Genomic DNA, 16321 nt, shown 5'->3' with positions numbered 1-16321 from the left:
ACTAAATCCATCGAACACCTCTGAGTAAGTTTCTAAAAAGGCGAAAGAAACAAACAAGACGTAAGATAATTCCAGCAACTTCGATGTAGTCATCCGCCATTATCTAATCCTTGGTAATGGCTTTGCAACGAATAATTCTTTTTGTACCACTACTGGATTCAACTGTAAATTTACTCTTGGATCTAATATTTAAAGTGGTATTAGTAATCGCGTGGCTATTAGTTCTCTCACTCCTAAAACTGTTTGTACTGTTTGTACTGTTTGTACAATTTTAACTGTTTATACTTTTTATACTTTTTATACTTTTTATACTTTTTATACTTTTTATACTTTTTATCACCTTTCCAGATAGTCTACCTGTTTTTACCTCTTCTAGACTATTGATTGCTTCACCTAATTTTACGTAAAACTATTTGTACAGTTTATACTATATAAATAGTTTATAGTTTTTGTTGCTTTGCAGAGGGTCTACCTGTTTTTACTTTTTCTAGACCATTGATCGCTTGTACTAATTCTTCGTCAGATAAAGATTGTAGAATCTGAAGTCCCGCGCGAATTACTTCACTTTTTGTTACATTGACTGCCGACTTTAAACATCGCTGTTTAATTGTTGTGATTAATTCATAATCTCCAGACGGTAGCGTGAAACTATCACGAATCACCTTCTGTAGTTGGGCTGGTTCTACTATGTCATGTGGCTGAGATGTCGTCAGTTGGCTAGAATTTGGCTCTGTTTTCTCTTCTAGCAATCTCTCTGCTTTTTCAAAACGGCTTCTCACAGCTTCATCTTCAGCTTTTAATGAATTTGTCAAAGCTGATTTCATACTCTTCTTTGTCATAACTCCTCTGCAATCAAAAAATTTAGGTTAGCCAAAAACTAAGTAAACTATTTTAACAATATAAATTATTAAAACTGTATATACTTTTTACCAATTCTCTCTTTTATGTCACAATATCAACATTAAACCCTATAAAAACTATAAACAGTAAAAACTATTTATATAGTTTAAATCATTAATACGGTTAATTCTATGACAGCTAAAATCATTGCAGTTGTCAATCAAAAGGGCGGCTCAGGAAAGACAACTGTTACTATGCAGGTTGCGGGTGCGATCGCTCGACGCAGCAACAAAGTTCTTGTCGTTGATGCTGATCCACAAGGGACAGCTACACGTTGGGCTGCCTCAGCAGAAGACGAAACCCCCTTTCCTGCTGGCGTAATCGGATTGAGTGCGGCCAATAACAAAGTCCACCGCGAAGTCAAAAAATTTATTGATGATTACGACTACATCATCATTGACTGCCCCCCTGCTGCTGATTCCCCTGTCCCACAAAGCGCGTTGCTGATTGCAGACCTAGCTCTAGTGCCTATCATCCCTTCGCCATTGGATATGTGGGCAGCAGTTGGTATTCGACAGGTTATTCAAAATGTGGGTGATTTTAATGATGCCTTACAGTCCCGGCTTGTCTTGAACCAGTGCCAACCAAAAACAACTTTGGCCCAAGAAACTTTGGCAGTTTTACCTGAGTTTGGGATTCCCTTAGCCAAGACGCAGATACAGCATCGGCAAGTCTATCGTCAATCTGCTGTGTTTGGTCAGACAGTACATAATTTCGGCAATAAGTCCTCAGCCGCCATCAAAGAAATAGAGCAACTGACGGACGAGGTTTTAAGAATACTGGATACTAAGCATTAAAATAGTTAAAACTGTTTATACAGTTTATTTCGTTTATATAGTTTTTATGGTTTATATAGTTTATTTTGTTTAGATTAAACCCAGACTGTAGCACTTAAGCCTTAGAGCGATCACAGATAAGATAATAGTCGAAAATAGCGCATTTTGTGAAATCAATACAAAGTTATACCTGATGTAATTGGCAGTATACATAAAGGTATTAAAATAGCGGATATTAACTAAGGACTACAAGTACTACCAACCGATATTGAGTTTTATCAAATGTAAAATTTAAAGTTTGGTTTACGCTCCGAAACTGTAGGATTTGAAATCAAAATTTCTCCAACTGCATCAGAAAACCCAACGGTAACTGGCTGAGATTCTCCTAAACGACACGCATTGTAATTTAGCTTAGTAAGCCCAAATATGTCTTGTGCTACTCGCTCTATGACAGCATCTCCATGTTGAATGTCAATTTGCAGAGGAGTTGGAGTTTCCCATCCATCATAGGTAGCAAGCCTTGGCTTAAATCCACTTCCCCATAATAAGCCAGAACGCTCGTTATTCCTTAAAAATGTTCCGCGTAACACAGGCATTTCACCAGTCCGAAAAAGACGGAAACCATTACCTATATCAGGACGTACTCTAATACCAACAAGTTTGACACCATGAGGACAAGCTTTCTGATAACCTTCAAATTCTTCATTACTAATAGTGGAACGTGAATGTAAAAAAATCTCAGTAAGTTCTTTACCTCCTAGTTCACTATAAGTTTTTAATACTCCTCTTAGAAGGTCGTATGCTGAGGCTTTGCTTAATTGAAATTGTTTTGTCTTTGGTGAATACCAGGGGCCAAAGTCGCCGAGAAATACTATTCCGTCTCCCGTATTTAAAAACATTTGAGCAGCACAGCAAGCTGTTTTCCCTTTTTCTGTATCTTCTGCTCGACGAAATGCTATACCAATGTAGCAAACACCTTCTCGCGCAGTAACTAATCGCCAAGGTTTACCACCACATTTGTAATAGAGAGTAGTTCCAATGTTCCACATTCTATCAGAAAGCGGGGTAAGTGTTCGCTGACCTAACTGATTCTTATCAGTTAATCGTAAAGAAGACTCTCGTATAATTTGTAGCGGAATATCATATTTCATTGAACGTGCTTTAAGTTGTCGGCGAAAGTCAGGAGAAAGGCTGTAAGGCTCTAAATTGACTTCACCATACAGTGGTAACTCAAGCTGCCCTGCTTGCCGAGAACGTACAGTTTTTTTAGATATAAGTTCTCCAACGGTTTCAGAAACAACCGATTCAGGGCGACAGTTTTGATAGATTTCATCTGGTACAACACAAACTGCTACAGCAGGCTTTTGGTCTAGTTTATCTGCTGCAATTTTCAGCCCTTTGAGAAATATATCTACAACTTTATAAGAACGTTCATGTTTCTCGCGGGTATGAGAAGCTTCTAAAAGTTGATGTTCATCTATCGGGTAAGACCAAATAGGATCACTAGACCATCGACTGCAAAATGCTGCTTCAAAGCCGGGGTAAGGAGGCCAAAGGCGAAAATTCTCTTTAGGTGCGTATATAGCTGGACAGTTCATTGCCTCTGACCAAGCCTTAAATTGAGATATTCCGCTAACAGTACCAAGTACAATATAAGGTAATGATTTGGGATGTGATGGAGAATCAGCATCAAAAGGGCCAAATAGGGCTAACCCATCGCGTGGGTCTTTCAGTCGCTGACCGTAGCGAAATTCTAATTCTGGTTCATCAAATATAATAAGCGACTCATTCATTTTCACTTTCTTTATTACAATATATCTTCTTGTTCACTACCAGAACGCATATTTAGCAAGTCTAATCTATCCTGTTTAAATTTTTTGATAGAAGCTTCATCAATAGCAATTGGTGCTGTAAAATGGGTTGGTATTGCATGAATAAGAATTTGTTCGTTCACTTCATCTCCAATAATTATTTGATTGTCATCAGCCAGAAATTGGCAAACAGCAAAAATCCGATTGAGCCAATCATTATTCCACCAATTTTTACATAAATGTTTTCTACGTGAAACTGCTTTTCTTTTATCTAATGCTATACCACTGGAATCGCCCAAACGAATTCTTATGCGAATTTGTAGTGTAAACGTATTAAACAAATTTTGAGATATATAAAATGTAGGAGCAAGATGATACTGATACTCCTCTGCTTTAGCAGGCCGCCAATAAGTTCGAGTACCAACGGCTTGAACAAATGATTTTGAACCATCGTACTTGATATAATTCAGACGATTTCCTTTTGCTAATCCTTGTGGAAAATACTGCAATTTTGTTTCAAAACAGTACTTCAATCCTTTCTGATGGCACTTGACTATGAGAGCTTTTCTTAACAATTCTGATACTAAATTTTTAGTAGAAATACCTTCTATATTTACTAATTCCTGCCAGCAATTATTTCTGGATAAATTAAGTTGTAACTTTTCCGATATCCAAGCTGGTGGTTGGTGAAACGATAAAAATTTTTTACTATCTATTTGACGATAAGACCATTCAAGATTTAAATTTTCAATCTCTAAATTTAAACTTGGATTTTCAGCCTCAAATAGATAAATTATACTAGGGATTTTTTGAAATGTTAAGTAATTTGAAAATACATTCTCAGTCTCGTCTACAATGGCATCCTCATATAAAAATGCTGATAGTGACACTTTTGCACCTTCAGGTAATGATTTTGGACATTTGATATATTCCAGTTTATTTAATAATTTTTTCAACCCTTCAGCCCAGTTTTTGTTAAATTCAATAAACTTTAATAACTGTGTCTTACGGTCGAGGCTGGTTTTATTGATACCATCAACATCAATTGGAATCAGAAAATCTTCTTGCCTTTCTTCAATTAAATTTATAGCAATACTTCTTTGCAAGATTAAATCAGGTTTAGTTAGTGATGGTTGAGAATATAGAGCAACTATACAAAAAGCTTGATTTTTAATTGCTTTTTCAATGTCATCAGGAAATTTCTCTCCACCTAGCAGCTTCAGATGTTCACACCAAACAAGATATCCTTCTGCTGTAAGCCTTTTGGCTAACCAATCTGCAAGTACTAAATCTTCAGGGGCGTAACTGATAAATAGGTGCTTACGTTCCTCAAATTTATTAATTTGTTCTAGAGCGATGATAAATTCTGCTGGAAAGATAGATGGATAATTCTTTTTAATATGTGGATACTTTGTCTCTAGCAGTATTCTTAGACGCTCACTTCCGTAAATTTCTAGATCCCAGCCATACTGATTCCGAATATAAGCGATCGCTTCATCTCGTTCACCAGCTGTAGGTTGAGCAGTTGTGATAAAAACTAAGTTATCGCAAGTGTGACCGTGTTTTTTTATCTTGAATGCGTCTTCTCCAAGTTTAGCTCTCCAGTCTTCACGTACACTATAGGCAAATATTGTTGTTTTTTTCGCTGGACTGACGTAAATAGCATCACGCCCTTTGTCCTTGAAACCCCCAAGTGGCTCAATAGAGGAATATCCTTCTAGAAACATCAAGTCATGGCAAAGACGTTCAAACTCCGAATAGTCTGTGAGCTTGTCTAGGCAGTAGATAATCAGATTAGCTGCCGTTGCAGAGTATTTAAAATTTTAAGTACATAAGTACTAGTATATATACTAAGTATTTAAATTATCAATATTTTTAAGTGTTTTTTGAAAGCTGATTTAAAAAACTGAGTACTAAACACTATTTGACAGAGTTTAACACATGATTACTCCGATGTCACAAATATCCCCAATCAAAATTTAGAAAACGTTGAGCATTCAATTTGGTATATTTTTCAGTGTGTTTGATATCCCGATGCTCTAAAAAGTCCTGAATTTTTCTAGTGCTGTAATCCTAATTCACCAGATAATAACCGCAAGCATGGCGCATCATGTGACAGTGAACTCAGAATATAGAGGAACTGACCAACAAGGTTTTAATAATACTGTATACCAAGCATTAAAATAGTTAAAAATGTTTATATAGTTTATTTCGTTTATATAGTTAAAAATGTTTATATAGTTTATTTCGTTTAAATTCAACCCAGACTGTAGCACTTACGCTTTAAAAAGAGCGATCGCCGTTCCAGGTTAGGTAAGCAAGTAGCTAGTTTTGACCACACATATCAATAGTTTTCATAATTTACGTTTTCTTTTATACTCAAAACTTTTGAATGCTAATTTCTTCACGAAGACTTTATTTTCATGTATAGAAAGAATAAATTCATTTCTACCGTACATGACCGACTACGGTTTACACTGTATTGATTAGACAAAATTTTGACCATCCTAGCAATAGGATTTTCAAGGTTGCGTCTATGAGTTATCAAGAATACCAACAACAGTTTAATAAAGCACTTGAAGATGAAATTAAAGCATTACGAAAAAGTGGTGGACAAAAAACATTCTTGAGTGACGGTTCATTGTTAGGTAAACGCGGAGGTCAATATATATATTCATTTACAACAGATACCGATTTGCGCTTCCCTGATGATACTCCAGTAGATTTAGAGTATAACAAGAAAAAATATAGTGGTATTTTAGTCTCTGTTGAAGGCTTTGATATTATTTTGGCATTACAGAAAAACTTAGGAGATTCAATTCCTACAGCTATACTCTACACCTCTCCTTGGTTTTTATTGGAAGAACTTAAAAAGCGTTTGCTAGAAAGCTCTAATTTAAAAGGAGCTAATAGAAACCTAGCAGAAATATTATTAGGTGATAAAAGTGAAACCAACTCTTCAATAAACAACACCCAAAAACTGTTAAATCAAATTGAGCAGCGATTACAAAAACCAATAAGTTGTAATGAATATCAGAAATCTGCTGTTGACAAGGTACTTAATCGCCAAGTCAGTTTTATTTGGGGGCCACCAGGAACAGGAAAAACTAAAACTTTGGGTATTACCGTAGCTGCACTAGTTCAAGCAGGTGAGTCAGTTTTGGTGGTAGCGCATAGCAACACTGCTGTTGATACAGCTATGAAAAGTGTAGCCCAGTATTTGCAAGGTGCGCCTATTTATGAGAATGGTTTAGTGTTGCGTTATGGAGTTGCAACTCCTGGTAGCCTAGAAGAATTTCCTAACTTACACGTTCGAGGAGTAGCACGTCAGCAGAATCCAAAATTAATAGAGCAAATTGAACGTTTAGAAAGACAACGCAAAGATTTAGTTAAGCGATCGCGTATTGAAAAGCTAACCGAACTGCAACGCCAGAATATTCAAAATGAGATTACAACTGTCAAACAAGCTTTGCAACCCCTAAAAGAACAGTTGAAACTGAAAGAAGCTGAACTGATTAAACAAGCAACAGTAGTTGGCTGCACTTTATCAAAGGCAGCGATCGCTAAAGAAATTTACCAACGTCGCTTTGATGCCATAGTAGTGGACGAGGCGAGTATGGCTTATATTCCTCACTGTGCTTATGTCAGCACCCTTGCTAATCACCGCATTGCGATTTTTGGTGATTTTCGTCAATTAGGGCCAATTTCACAAGCCCAAACAGAAGCAGTGCAGGAATGGTTACAACGAGATATCTTTGACGAAGCAGGTATTACTCGAAAGGTAAATCAGGGTCAAATTGATTCACGGATGGTGCTATTAAAAACACAGTACCGTATGAATCCAGCCATTTCTAAAATACCAAATCAGCTTTTTTACAATGGGCAACTGCAAGACGGCTCTGATGTAGAGCAAAGGACAATGCCGATTGTCCAGAGTCAGCCACATCCAGGGGCAGCCCTAATACTATATGATTTGAGCCAACTTTCGGCTTTTTGCTTTAAAGAACAGCAGTCTCACAGCCGTTTTAACATCATCTCAGCTTTATTAGCAGTCAATCTGGCTTATCAAAGTACCCAAACTAATAATTCTAGTGTGGGTATCATTGCTCCCTACAATGCCCAAGCACGTTTAATCCAAGGTTTGTTGCAAGATTTGCACCTTACTGACAAGTCTGTAAAAGTTGCTACTGTACATCGGTTTCAAGGGGCAGAACAGAATTTAATTATTTTTGACGCTGTTGAAGGTTCACCGCAAGCTAAAGCAGGAAAATTAGTTACAGGTGGAACACAAAGTACAGCTATGCGGCTTGCGAATGTCGCTGTTAGTAGAGCGCAAGGTAAATTTATTGGTTTATTTAATTATCAATATATTCAGCAAAAACTTGACTCTTTTAATATTTTTCGCAAATTTGTTGACCGTATCTATGCTCAAGCTAATACGCAATCACTCACATGGGCTTTACAACCACTCAGCAATTTACCAGGAGTAACTTATTTTTCTAAAAGCCAGGATACTTTAAAACAAATACACTCAGACTTACTTGCAACTAAGGAAGAAATAGCCATAGCTTGGTCAAGCTCAACTAGCAATAACCCATTTCCTATTTCCACATTAAAGCAGTGTAATTCTCGTGGTGTCAGATTTTGTATTACGGGTCAAAGCCGTAATTCTATCGCTACTGGGCTACAAAATACTCGTGTTTGGGATAATAAGGCCAATATGAATATTGGTTTAGTTGGTATTGACAGTCAGTATTTGTGGATATACTTAAATCCGAATTCATCATTAGCACCAGTCATTCGGATCTATTTACCAAAAACTACAAAATTGTTGTATAGCTTTTTACGTTTATTACCTGAACAAGATCCAGGCTGCATAACAAATAAAAGCAGTCAAGGCGAAAATTTGTTTGGCGAATGCCCTGATTGTAGACAACCTTACAGATATAGCCTGACTCAATATGGAGCTTATATTACTTGTTCCAAAAATCCTAACCATTCTCGTAGGAAAATGAACGAGAAAGATACGACCACTTTAATTAGATTAACGAATATTCAATGTTCAATTTGTAAGCAACAAGCAATTCCACGCAAAAGCTATAAGGGTATTTACATAGGCTGCTCACAAAAAAACTGTGGCTGGTCAACATCACTGGAATCACTAATTTAACTCTATGATTGTCTGGTTTTGATGACAACTATCCAAAAGACTTTTGTAATTTGTAACTTAAACCCATGCCGAAGCATCATAATTTTGTATAAAATTAATCAATTCAATTAAGTGTATTGTTAAATACACTCAGTTTTTAACAGTTGGTATTGACTGTCAACTGTTAACTGTCAACAGCGAATCATCAACACATTGCTATGCTTCCGTCAGTATTCAAAACTTGCATTCCTAGAGATGAAATTTTAGCAGGGGAACTCTCTCCCGAATTATTCGCGGCTAAGTTACGACTTGTGGTTGAAGGGAAAGCACCCCAGGTATATCAAGACCCCACAGCATTTTTCGCCAATACTTTTGCTACTGACGGTTTAAAAACTTTAATTTCGGAAGTGTTTGGGCGGTTAGTTGGTGCTGCTGTTGGTTCTCCGATTATTCGACTAGAAACCAGCTTTGGTGGTGGTAAAACCCACGACGAAATTGCTTTGTGGCACATTGCCAAAAACGGGCGAGCCATTTCTGGGCTAGACCGTTTTGCTGATTTGAATTTAATTCCAGACCGACCGATTCAAGCAGCTGCGATCGCCTGTCAAGACCTCGACCCTGTTAACGGCGTTTATCATGCGGATACTGGCGTTACCACTTACACCCTTTGGGGAGAAATTGCTTATCAAATTGGGGGTGTGGCAGGTTATAGCTTACTTAAAGGTTCTGATGAACAGCGAGTTAGTCCTGGAACAGTGGTTTTGGAACGGATCATGCAAGGAGAACCCACTGTAGTTATCTTGGATGAAATCGCCAGATATTTGAGAGCAGCTAAAGCCACCATAGTTGGTAACAGTGATTTAGCAGAACAAGTTGTGGCGTTTTTATTCTCCTTGATGGACTTAGCCGCAGCTTGTAATAATTTAGTATTTGTCTATACACTGGCTTCCTCTAGCGACAGTTTTGGCGAAGAGACTACGGAAATCAGAGAAGCAATTTCTGCTACTGCCCGTCAAGAACGCATCCTCAAACCTAGTACCGATATTGAAATTTACAATATCGTCAAACAACGGGTATTTAGCAGTATTCAAGCTGATGCGGCTGCTAATGCTGCCAGAGAATATTTACAAAGTTACAAAGCTAGTCGCATTAACTTACCAGATGGTTGTAAAGATGCACGCTACGCTGACAGTATCGAGCAGAGTTACCCCTTCCACCCCGAATTATTTAACCTGCTAACTAAAAAAATCGCTTCTATTCCCAACTTCCAACGCACTAGAGGTGCTTTGCGTTTATTTGCTAGAGTCATACGTTATCTCTGGGAAGATACTACTGTATGGATGCCGCTAATTCATTCTCACCACATCCCTGTAGGTATTGAGGAAGAAATCACCAGTGATTTAACTGCTCGTTTAGAACGTCCCTTGATGCGTATTGCGATTCAAGCAGACATTTATAACGCCACCGGAAGAGAAGCACACGCCCAGTTACAAGATGCAGAATGGAAAGCGGCTGGTAAACCTCCCTTTTCTACCTGGGTAGCACGTACCATTTTTTTACATTCCATCAACCAAGGTACAGCCGCCGGGATTCGTCGCGCTGAATTAAATATATCTCTGCTAACACCAGGGCTAGAAATTGGTTTTGTTGATACCGCTTTAGAAAGACTGAGTGAAGTTGCTTGGTACTTAGAAAATGATCCAATGACAACTCTGGCTCGTTTCAAGGAAGAACCATCAATTAATAAAATTATTGCTGAAGAAAAAGCTCAAGTTGGAATTAGCGAAGCGAAGGAAGATTTGCGAAATCGCCGTGATACCATTTTTGCTGATAAATTCTTCAAGCTAGTCCCTGCACCTGAATCACCGGCAGATGTGGATGATGTCTCAGATAGCATTGCCTTGTGTTTAATTGACTTTAATGAAGCGACTATTTCTGCAACGACCGAAGGGCCACCACCAATTGTAGAGAGAATTTTTAATGAAACAGGTGAGTCAGGTAAGTTTCGCACATTTAGGAATCGGTTGTTATTTTTAGTTGCTAATAGACAAGAATTAGACCGAGCAATTGACAATGCTAGGGAGTATCGGGCTATTCAAAATATACTCAAATCTCCTAATCGCTTGCAAGATTTATCAGAAAATCAACAAAAGCAACTTAAAGAGAAAGAAGGTAGTCTTAATTTAGATGTAAGGGTATCGTTGACTAACGCTTATCGTCATTTATTTTACCCAGCTAATGATTCGGTAAAAGCTCCCAAGGGATTGATGCACTATCCCTTATCCGCACAGGATGCTAGTGATGTTAAGGGTAAAAATAATCAACAGGATGTGATTTTAAAAACGCTGAAAGATTGTCAAAAAATCCGCGTTGATGAAGCACCATCTTACGCCCCGGCTTACATTTTGCAGAAGGTATGGTCATCTGGATTAACCTATTGGACAACCAAAGCACTGAAAGAGGCTTTCGCCAAAGACCTGGGTTTAAATATACTCCTCGATGCTGAAATCTCAAAACTGCGAGATACTATTCGTCAAGGGTTGCAGGCTGGCAGTTGGGATATGAAGGTAGGAGAAAAGCTGTTTATTAAAACCGATGACGGTAAAATTACCCTACCCGACTCCATTGAATTTTCTGAACGGATGGTACTTTACCGACGGGGAATTCTCGAACCACCGAAACCGCGAGAAATTGAACTGAATGCCCAAGTTATGTCTAGTACGGATACGCTTAAACCCGTGCGGGTGCGATGGAAAGCATCAGGGGCATTGACAATTAAGCTTTATCAGGACGGAAATTTGGCAGGGGAACAGTTTCGTCCTAGTGATGAGTACGAAACAGCGATCGCTCAAACCACAACTTTCAAAATTATAGCTGACTACGGTAATGGCGAAGTAGAGGAGAGGGAAACCCAAGCTAAGATATTGGCTTATGGTACTGGAACACCCTCTACACCTAACGGGAAAGAAAAAACTGGCGATTCCTGGGATGATTCACCTCTATTTAAAGCCAAACCGGAAGAATTTGACTTGGAGGGGACACTTGATAGGGTATTTAATGAATTAGGTGATTTTATCCAAGACAATGGAGTTCAGGGTATCGAGTCGCTGGAACTTGCCGTTACACAAGTGATGGACTACCGCAAATTGATGACGGCTTTTCCAATGTTGATGAAACTGCCTTTGCAAATTGACCAAACGGCAACTATTACTATTGGCGAACAATTTACACGCTTAGTGTATCAAGGGACATACAAAGGATTTCAGAGTTTTCAAGGGCCTGTTAACACCTTACTAAGTAGCCCAGATGTAAAAGCTGATGTGTCCCTGAAGCTAATTTTTAAATTTTCATCTCCAGTACAAACAAACGGCGCAGAAATCAGTAATATCAAACAAGCCCTAAATCGTAACCCGGTTGATAGGCTGAATTTGACGGCTAAAGTAACGTACTGAGATGCAAGAGTTTCAATTGCGAGTAGTTCCCACGGATAACAATAACTTTGCCCTGGAGTTGTATCAATGTGCTTATAAAAAAGCCGGCGAAAAAAAGCGTCCTTCTGCGAAACGGATTGGGCGACTGAAGGGCAATGCTTTAATTCAGGTAAAACAGGCAATTTATGATTGTTTGAAAGCGAATAATTACGACCCCAAAACGTTAAGTCATAATCGCCAAACTCCCTATGTTTTAAATGAGGAATCAGGGATAAATTTGGCGTTGCTGTTTCAAACTTTGCAACCGCTTTCTAAATTGGAGCGCATCGCTAATATTGCTCAAGGGATTAGAGCCATGAGTTATGAAGAATCGCACTACTGGTTTGCCAAAATTAGTAATGGTAAACGTAATCAGGCTTTGAGAGCGATTAGAGTATTGCTTGGTGATTAGCTGCAACTGCTAGACATTTGGCATTCGGCAGGGGAGACGATAGCGATCGCCCCTGGCGCGACGACTCCGAGAACTGCTGCTACAATCTAAGCAATCATCGTTAGCACACGGTTCCACATTGAAAATGTTGCGTTCTCGCGCAAATCTTAATTGGTGGCACAGTTGCACTTCTGGCTGATACAGCCCTGTGAACATCATCATAAAATCGTTCATGGCTTGGTCAGCAGAATTTACATTGAGTGTAATGACGCTGGGTTGAGCGATATCTTCATCTTCAACATAACGCTGAGTTCGACGCTCTTGTTCACTTAATGCTTCTTGTTGTAATCTAGCAGCCGGAATCAATTCATGGCAGTGCAGACAACCACCGTAAGCGTAAGGGAGGACGGGTCTCGTAGCAGTAAAAATATCGCTTACCTGCCTTGTTTGTTTATTAACAGAAACCTTAGCACCAATCTGAATCCCTGGAATTAGGTATTGATGCACCAGCGCATTAAAAACTAGACGGCTTTGCATTGAGTCTGCTGCCAAAAACAAGAAATCAGCATCTATCAGCAATCGCGCGATCGCTTCATCAACTATATTTCCCACAACTGCATCATAGCGGATAGAGGAATTAGCTTGTTTGGCAACTCGACGGGCAACGTGAACTTTATGAGCAGCTAACTGCTTACCAAGTTTTTGCAACCAAGGGATGGGCTGTTTAGTTAACCAACTCATTGCATCCCAGTGCGTTGCACCAACAATTCGGGGGAGATTTGTTAAATCAATGCGGTCAAAGTCGATGGCAACAATATGCCCAACTCCCAAACGGGACAACCATTCATTGATCAACGAACCTCCACCGCCAAGTCCAATGATTACTACCTTTAAATTGGCGAAAATTTCTTGTCCCACATCCCCAAACATCCGAACATGGCGGTCATACATTGGATCTGAAGGTCTGGATTGAGGTTCGGGAGAAGGATAGAGTTTGCGAATGTGTGAGCCAATAATTGTCATGTGGTCGAGTGAAAAGCGACCAGAAGGAGTCCAGATATCTCCAGCAACTGCATTTTTGGCAAACACTAACGCCCCCACTGGGCCGCCACGAGTAATATCAAGCAGTGCCGGGTAACCCCGCTCATGAGATGCCATGTCATCAGCTGAGAAACAAACTTGGTCTGTACCGCCATGACAGTGTACAGCTAGGTAGCAGAGATTCTGTTCTGCACAATAACCTGATATTTCAGCTACAAACTTTGCAGTTAAAGCACGATAGCCGCGAGTTCCAGGTACATAATCAATCCCATCTTGCGCTAGAAACACTTCACGCGCCAGCAGGCGGATACCGCGAGGAGTTTCTACAATACCTGCTGCAATTACCGCGCCATGTTCATCACCATCGCCAGGAAAAAGATGCTGATGCAGCTTTTGATAAAGTGGCCGATCAATTCTGACTTCAATAGGTTTGTTCATTGGCTTCTCAACCATGTAAGAACCTTAGTTAACTTAGTTGCAGCTGTGTCAATGGCAGCATTCCATCGATTGGAACGCCGCGACACTTGGATTACCTGCCGATCTCGCCAACTAGCTAAGGAGAACCCCGCACCTTGGACTAAATCACCAGCCCGGCGCAACCCTGGATCTATGTAGTGCGGGTAGACATCTGCATAGGGATACTGAAAGGAAATTGCAAAGCCTACCCAGCTTATGGAAGGTACGTACTGTTCGCCAATCAGTAAATTATGAACAATGACGTTTGCGCCACCCTGCGCCTCAGCTTCCACTTCAACGGAATGTCCAGGAAAAGCTTGCTGAATTTCTGCGATCGCCTGTTCAATTTCAGGTGTCATTGGTGTCTCCTATGAGTTGTCATCAGGTGCGGTGGCGCGGAACTTTTGCTTCTCGTGCAGGTTAACGGTTTCGCAGTCTCCAATTTGTTTGAGAGGAGAATTGCCTTTAACCTCGAATAGTACGAAATCTTCCTGGATAGCTACACCCTGCTTGATGGCAGTCTGCTTAATTTCTAAGCCTGTAGCCTTTTGCTCCAAGAAGGTTACAGGGCGTTCGTTGACAGTGACAGTAATTGTTTTTGGGTTTTTCCCCAATAATCCTGCATCTTGCTTCGATTCAATCTGCATATTAGACTCCTTGTACATTTAATCTTGTAGGTTTGCAATGAGAGGATTGAGGAGTGGTAAATCTGCACTCCTCAAGAATAAGCGTTTCGTCAAAAGGACTGGACTATTTAGAGCCTTTGTGCTTAGTACGGTCAACTAGCTTATAACGCTGACCTGCTTGTGGAGTTGGAGGCAGAGGTTCACCTTTGGTTACAGTTCGTTCCTCTCCCGTCCCACCACCACGCGGCCCAGTTATCTCGTATTGCCCAGACTGTTGTGCGATTTGGCCTGGTTTTTTCAGTTCGTCAGACATAAATACTCCTTTTTGTTCGATAATCTAACTTTATCTAAGCAAAGTCTAGCATATTGTTTTAAAATCCAACAACAAAATGAGATATTTTGTGGTCAAATCGTTCTATAATTAGGTTGAATGTTCGATTATCAAACAAAGCTTAGGTTACAAGGAGAATGGATTACGCAGAACTAGGTCGCCGAATTCGCTTTGCCAGGGAAGAGGCTTCACTGTCTCAAGATGCTGTGGCACAGCATCTTGAACTGCCGCGTTCTGCTGTGTCTTTGATTGAAAGTGGCAAACGCAAGGTAGATAGTCTGGAACTCGAACGGTTTTCTCGTTTAGTTGGCAAGAGTATTCTGTTTTTCTTTGATGAAGAGTCCAGAGTAGTAGAGGCAAGTAATTTTGAGGAGGATGACCCAACTCAAATTCTTTTCAGTGCCAACCAAGTTGTTGACATATCACCGGATAAAGAGCAAATTGAGCGATTTCGTCAGTTTCACCGCAACTTTGGGGATCTAGCTCGAAAGTTGAACCGTATTTCTGAACCTTACTCAACTGAACCTCGGTATAACGTATTTAAACCTACTCCGGCAGCTGCTAAATGGATGGCAGCACAAGAACGTGCCAGACTAGGGATTCCAATTTCTAGCCCTATTAAAAATATGTGGGAGATTTTGGAAAACGAAGGTGTCAGGGTGATGGCATGGAATTTGGCAACACCCAAATTAGGAGGATGCTTTATCTTTTCAGCTTCCCTTGGTTCCTTTATTTTGGTGAAAAGAAACCTTGGAGAATATTCAGCTAATATGCTGAATTTTGTACTGGCACATGAATATTGTCATCATTTGATTCATCGTCAGCAAAAAGGTATTACCTGTGATCCAAGTGGTCATTACCGTAAACCAGAAGAGTATTTTGCTCAATGGTTTGCTGCGAATTTTTTGATGCCGGAAGAAGCAATAGTTCCGAAATTAACAGCTTATCTAGAAAAATCAAATGGGGATATTAATGCTGAGATTGTTATGCACTTGGCATTGGATTTTGGTGTGAGCTACAAAGCGATGATCTACCGTATGGAGGATAAAAAAATTGGATTAATTGAGAAAAGTGTCGCCCAAAAACTATCTAAAGAAAAACCCAAACAACTACTTGCTCAAATTGGTCGTTCTGTGCCTCGCTTGGAAAAAATAAGTTACTTTCCTAATGAGTATATAGATATGAACTTTGAGGCATACCGATTAGGCTATATCAGCTTAAGTAAATTAGCTGAACTGCTAGAAATTACCTTGGAAGAAGCAAAGGAGCAATTGAAGAGAAGAGACATTCCTATTAATTTAGGTGTCAATTCTGAATTAGAGCTTTTAAGCGATATTGAGAATGCTTAAGAAATTGGTGTGAAGATTGAA

Annotated in this window: 12 protein-coding genes; 5 read left to right on the top strand and 7 right to left on the bottom strand. The window is 39.5% G+C overall.

Annotation, left to right across the window (positions count from 1 at the left end; translation table 11 throughout):
* Positions 1-440: 440 nt before the first annotated feature.
* On the bottom strand, positions 441-839 hold the full coding sequence (locus H6G28_RS27845) for a hypothetical protein (RefSeq protein WP_190675841.1): 399 nt from the start codon (positions 837-839) through the stop codon (positions 441-443).
* Positions 840-1031: 192 nt separating this feature from the next.
* Between H6G28_RS27845 and parA the strand changes: the two genes are divergently transcribed.
* The gene (gene parA / locus H6G28_RS27840) at positions 1032-1697 is read left to right on the top strand and encodes a ParA family partition ATPase (RefSeq protein ID WP_190675839.1); all 666 of its coding nucleotides are present in this window, start codon (positions 1032-1034) and stop codon (positions 1695-1697) included.
* Between the two features lie 257 nt (positions 1698-1954).
* Here parA and H6G28_RS27835 read toward each other — a convergent pair whose 3' ends face one another.
* Positions 1955-3469 carry an argonaute/piwi family protein gene (locus H6G28_RS27835; RefSeq protein WP_190675837.1) on the bottom strand — a complete coding sequence of 505 codons (1515 nt, stop codon included), beginning with the start codon at positions 3467-3469 and terminating at the stop codon, positions 1955-1957.
* A 14-nt stretch (positions 3470-3483) separates the two neighbouring features.
* Positions 3484-5214 carry a toll/interleukin-1 receptor domain-containing protein gene (locus H6G28_RS27830; RefSeq protein ID WP_190675835.1) on the bottom strand — a complete coding sequence of 577 codons (1731 nt, stop codon included), beginning with the start codon at positions 5212-5214 and terminating at the stop codon, positions 3484-3486.
* A gap of 809 nt (positions 5215-6023) precedes the next feature.
* On the opposite strand from H6G28_RS27830, the gene H6G28_RS27825 reads away from it, so the two are divergent.
* The 3 genes from H6G28_RS27825 (at position 6024) to H6G28_RS27815 (ending at position 12518) form a co-directional block, all read left to right on the top strand.
* A complete protein-coding gene (locus H6G28_RS27825; protein ID WP_190675833.1) occupies positions 6024-8657 on the top strand; it encodes a DEAD/DEAH box helicase in 2634 nt (877 codons plus the stop codon).
* 197 nt (positions 8658-8854) lie between these two features.
* Complete coding sequence (locus H6G28_RS27820) at positions 8855-12088, top strand: ATP-binding protein (RefSeq protein WP_190675832.1); 3234 nt, start codon at positions 8855-8857, stop codon at positions 12086-12088.
* A gap of 1 nt (position 12089) precedes the next feature.
* Positions 12090-12518, top strand: a complete 429-nt coding sequence (locus H6G28_RS27815; protein WP_190621056.1) for a DUF7680 family protein — start codon at positions 12090-12092, stop codon at positions 12516-12518.
* 9 nt (positions 12519-12527) lie between these two features.
* Here H6G28_RS27815 and H6G28_RS27810 read toward each other — a convergent pair whose 3' ends face one another.
* The 4 genes from H6G28_RS27810 to H6G28_RS27795 all read right to left on the bottom strand — a co-directional run bounded on the left by H6G28_RS27810 (position 12528) and on the right by H6G28_RS27795 (position 14933).
* The gene (locus H6G28_RS27810; protein ID WP_190675829.1) at positions 12528-13976 is read right to left on the bottom strand and encodes a ThiF family adenylyltransferase; all 1449 of its coding nucleotides are present in this window, start codon (positions 13974-13976) and stop codon (positions 12528-12530) included.
* A complete protein-coding gene (locus H6G28_RS27805) occupies positions 13973-14353 on the bottom strand; it encodes a hypothetical protein (RefSeq protein ID WP_190675827.1) in 381 nt (126 codons plus the stop codon). The genes H6G28_RS27810 and H6G28_RS27805 overlap by 4 nt, the downstream gene beginning before the upstream one ends.
* A gap of 9 nt (positions 14354-14362) precedes the next feature.
* Positions 14363-14641, bottom strand: a complete 279-nt coding sequence (locus tag H6G28_RS27800) for a multiubiquitin domain-containing protein (protein WP_190675825.1) — start codon at positions 14639-14641, stop codon at positions 14363-14365.
* A 103-nt stretch (positions 14642-14744) separates the two neighbouring features.
* Positions 14745-14933 carry a hypothetical protein gene (locus H6G28_RS27795; RefSeq protein WP_190675823.1) on the bottom strand — a complete coding sequence of 63 codons (189 nt, stop codon included), beginning with the start codon at positions 14931-14933 and terminating at the stop codon, positions 14745-14747.
* Positions 14934-15088: 155 nt separating this feature from the next.
* On the opposite strand from H6G28_RS27795, the gene H6G28_RS27790 reads away from it, so the two are divergent.
* A complete protein-coding gene (locus H6G28_RS27790; RefSeq protein WP_190675821.1) occupies positions 15089-16300 on the top strand; it encodes an ImmA/IrrE family metallo-endopeptidase in 1212 nt (403 codons plus the stop codon).
* Positions 16301-16321 lie beyond the last annotated feature (21 nt).

It is taken from the genome of Nostoc sp. FACHB-190 (assembly GCF_014696905.1).
Classification (GTDB): domain Bacteria; phylum Cyanobacteriota; class Cyanobacteriia; order Cyanobacteriales; family Nostocaceae; genus Nostoc_B.
The sequence above is the reverse complement of the archived record's forward strand: the minus strand, read 5'-3'. Positions and strand labels throughout refer to the sequence as shown.

Coding starts and splice junctions, on each gene's coding strand:
- H6G28_RS27805 (WP_190675827.1), bottom strand. CDS start 14,353: ATGACACCTGAAATTGAACAGGCGATCGCAGAAATTCAGCAAGCTTTT.
- H6G28_RS27790 (WP_190675821.1), top strand. CDS start 15,089: ATGGATTACGCAGAACTAGGTCGCCGAATTCGCTTTGCCAGGGAAGAG.
- H6G28_RS27800 (WP_190675825.1), bottom strand. CDS start 14,641: ATGCAGATTGAATCGAAGCAAGATGCAGGATTATTGGGGAAAAACCCA.
- H6G28_RS27820 (WP_190675832.1), top strand. CDS start 8,855: ATGCTTCCGTCAGTATTCAAAACTTGCATTCCTAGAGATGAAATTTTA.
- H6G28_RS27825 (WP_190675833.1), top strand. CDS start 6,024: ATGAGTTATCAAGAATACCAACAACAGTTTAATAAAGCACTTGAAGAT.
- H6G28_RS27795 (WP_190675823.1), bottom strand. CDS start 14,933: ATGTCTGACGAACTGAAAAAACCAGGCCAAATCGCACAACAGTCTGGG.
- parA (WP_190675839.1), top strand. CDS start 1,032: ATGACAGCTAAAATCATTGCAGTTGTCAATCAAAAGGGCGGCTCAGGA.
- H6G28_RS27810 (WP_190675829.1), bottom strand. CDS start 13,976: ATGAACAAACCTATTGAAGTCAGAATTGATCGGCCACTTTATCAAAAG.
- H6G28_RS27845 (WP_190675841.1), bottom strand. CDS start 839: ATGACAAAGAAGAGTATGAAATCAGCTTTGACAAATTCATTAAAAGCT.
- H6G28_RS27830 (WP_190675835.1), bottom strand. CDS start 5,214: ATGTTTCTAGAAGGATATTCCTCTATTGAGCCACTTGGGGGTTTCAAG.
- H6G28_RS27815 (WP_190621056.1), top strand. CDS start 12,090: ATGCAAGAGTTTCAATTGCGAGTAGTTCCCACGGATAACAATAACTTT.
- H6G28_RS27835 (WP_190675837.1), bottom strand. CDS start 3,469: ATGAATGAGTCGCTTATTATATTTGATGAACCAGAATTAGAATTTCGC.